Below are 2,162 nucleotides of genomic sequence, written 5' to 3' on the forward strand. Positions count from 1 at the left end.
GGCCGCCCGACACGCGATCGGCCGGATCGCCGACATCACCGCCGACAAGCACATGGAGGGCCCCCCGATCAGCCGCTGGCTCCTCAACCCGCCCGCCACGTTCATCCTCTGGCGACGGCAGCGCATGTGGGGCATCCGCGCCTGGGACGCCGTCGTCGACCTCGAGCGGGAGCGGCGCATCTACCGTGCCAAGCTCCGCAAGGAGTACGGGCGGGCCTGGCGCCGCAAGGCGAACGCCGACCAGCTCCTCGTGCTCCTCCTCACCGCCGACGGCATGAGCGTCCAGGACGCCATCGAGCTGCCCCTCCGCGGAGCGAAGAAGCAGGCCGAAGTCGAAGCGAAGCGCGAAGCCGAAGCACGGGCGAAGGCCGAAGCCGAAGCCGAAGCGAAGCACCAGGCCGAACTCCGGAAGGCCGAAGCCGAAGCGAAGCGCCGAGCCGAAGTCGCCGAAGCCGAAGCAGCCGAAGCGCGCGCCCGAGCCGAAGCCGAAGCGGCAGCCGAAGCAGCCCGACTCGAAGTCGAAGCGAAGCGCCGAGCCGAAGCCGAAGCAGCCCGACTGCTGGTAGCCGAAACCGAAGCGAAGCTCGCCGAGATCGCCCGTCAGCAGCGCGAAGCCGAAGCCGAAGCAGACCTGAACCGCAAGCGGCGCGCCGCCGAGCAGGCACGCCTGGACGCCGAAGCTGCACGCCAGGCTCAGGAGAAGGAAGCCGCACAGGCCCAGGCCCGCCGTGAGCAGGAGGCCCGGGAGCGGGCCCAGCGGATCGCCGCCCAGGCGTCCACCGCTTCGGCTTCTGCTTCGGGAACCGGTTCGGCTCCCGCCCTGAAGCGCACTACCACTTCGGGTTCGGCTTCCGGTTCGGTCTCCACCCTCGGCGGCCGCGGAGCGAAGAAGCAGGCCGAAGTCGAAGCCGTCCTCGCCCGCCTCGTCGAAGCCGGCGACCCGAAGGCCTACCCGCTCGCCGAAGTGATGGCCGACTTCGGCCTCACTCAGACCACCGCCTACGACCGGCTCGTCACCGCCCAGCGGCTGTACGCCGACTCCCAGAACCCGAAGTCCGAGAAGACCGCCTGAGACCGAGATCAAGGAGACCCATCCCATGACAGTTCCTCCCCGGCCCCAGCAGGGCCCCAGCAGCGCCGACCAGGTCCGTGCCTTCGCAAGCCGTCAGGCAGACCAGCCGTTCACGGCGACAACCCGCCGACAGACCAACAAGACCAAGGTCGGCGGCGGGTTCAACCTGAACGTCAACGTCACCGACAAGGGCGTCCCCACGGGCCCCGGCTACGGACCCGCAGGTCAGGGCGGCCAGGGCGGGACCGGTACGCCCGGCGCGGACTTCATGTCCAACGAGGACATCCGCGCCTTCTCCGAGCACCTCCGCAAGGAAGCCCGCAACCGGGCCGTGGAGCGGTCCATGGACGCCGCGCAGCTCGAAGCACGCCTCCGCAACATCCCCGACGCCGCAGGCCGCATGCACGGCGCCCGCGCCCGAGCCCGCCGCGTCACCCGCTACCTCAAGCTCATCGCCGCAGGTGAGAAAGCCATCGCGAAGTGGTCCACCGCCCTGTACTCGGCGTTTGAGCGGGAGTTCGAAGCCGAACTCATCAAGATCGGCAAGGGGCGGAACACGCCCCCCGCCAACAGCCGCTTCACCTGGCGCTGACACCCCACCCGACCAGCACTGACACCTCTCTGACACCCCCCGCTGACACCCACACAGACAAGGAGCTGACACCGTGGCCGACAGCCCGAAGGGCGACCTCTACAAGGCCGTCAAGCACCCCCGAATGAGGCCCTGGCTGGCCGTCGCCGCCGAACTGCCCGCCACCTTCGCCGCCCACCACGCCTGGGGCGACAGCCCCCTCGCAGCGGCCGGCCTCACCGTCGCCGCCGGAGTCCTCACCGCCGCCACCTGGTGGGGCGGCGAAGGCACCAAGAAAGCCCGCCGTATCCACGCCACCCTCTCCACCGCCGCCGGCACCACCTACCTCGTCATCGGCACCGTCACCGACCCCCTCGACCCCACCCTGCTGTCCACCCTCGCCATCGGCGGCGCCGTCGCCGCAGGCTCCTGGAACGTCCGCCAGGCCCTCCGCATCAACCCCGACACCAAGGACGGCCAGACCGCGGCCGTCGAGACCGGCGTCCTCGTCAAGGCCAT

General features: G+C 70.4%; 2 protein-coding genes and 1 pseudogene. All 3 read left to right on the forward strand.

The window, feature by feature from the left end:
• A partial coding sequence (locus IE258_RS40545) for a DUF2637 domain-containing protein (RefSeq protein WP_229892782.1) occupies positions 1–1,072 on the forward strand: 1,072 nt, incomplete at its 5' end.
• 25 nt (positions 1,073–1,097) lie between these two features.
• Positions 1,098–1,664, forward strand: coding sequence for a plasmid transfer protein TraA (gene traA / locus IE258_RS40550; RefSeq protein ID WP_189750801.1), 567 nt, complete (start codon positions 1,098–1,100; stop codon positions 1,662–1,664).
• Positions 1,665–1,737: 73 nt separating this feature from the next.
• Positions 1,738–2,162 (forward strand): annotated as a pseudogene (locus IE258_RS40555) (plasmid transfer protein TraB); the annotation flags it as partial.

Source organism: Streptomyces tendae, assembly GCF_014650435.1.
GTDB classification, from domain to species: domain Bacteria; phylum Actinomycetota; class Actinomycetes; order Streptomycetales; family Streptomycetaceae; genus Streptomyces; species Streptomyces tendae.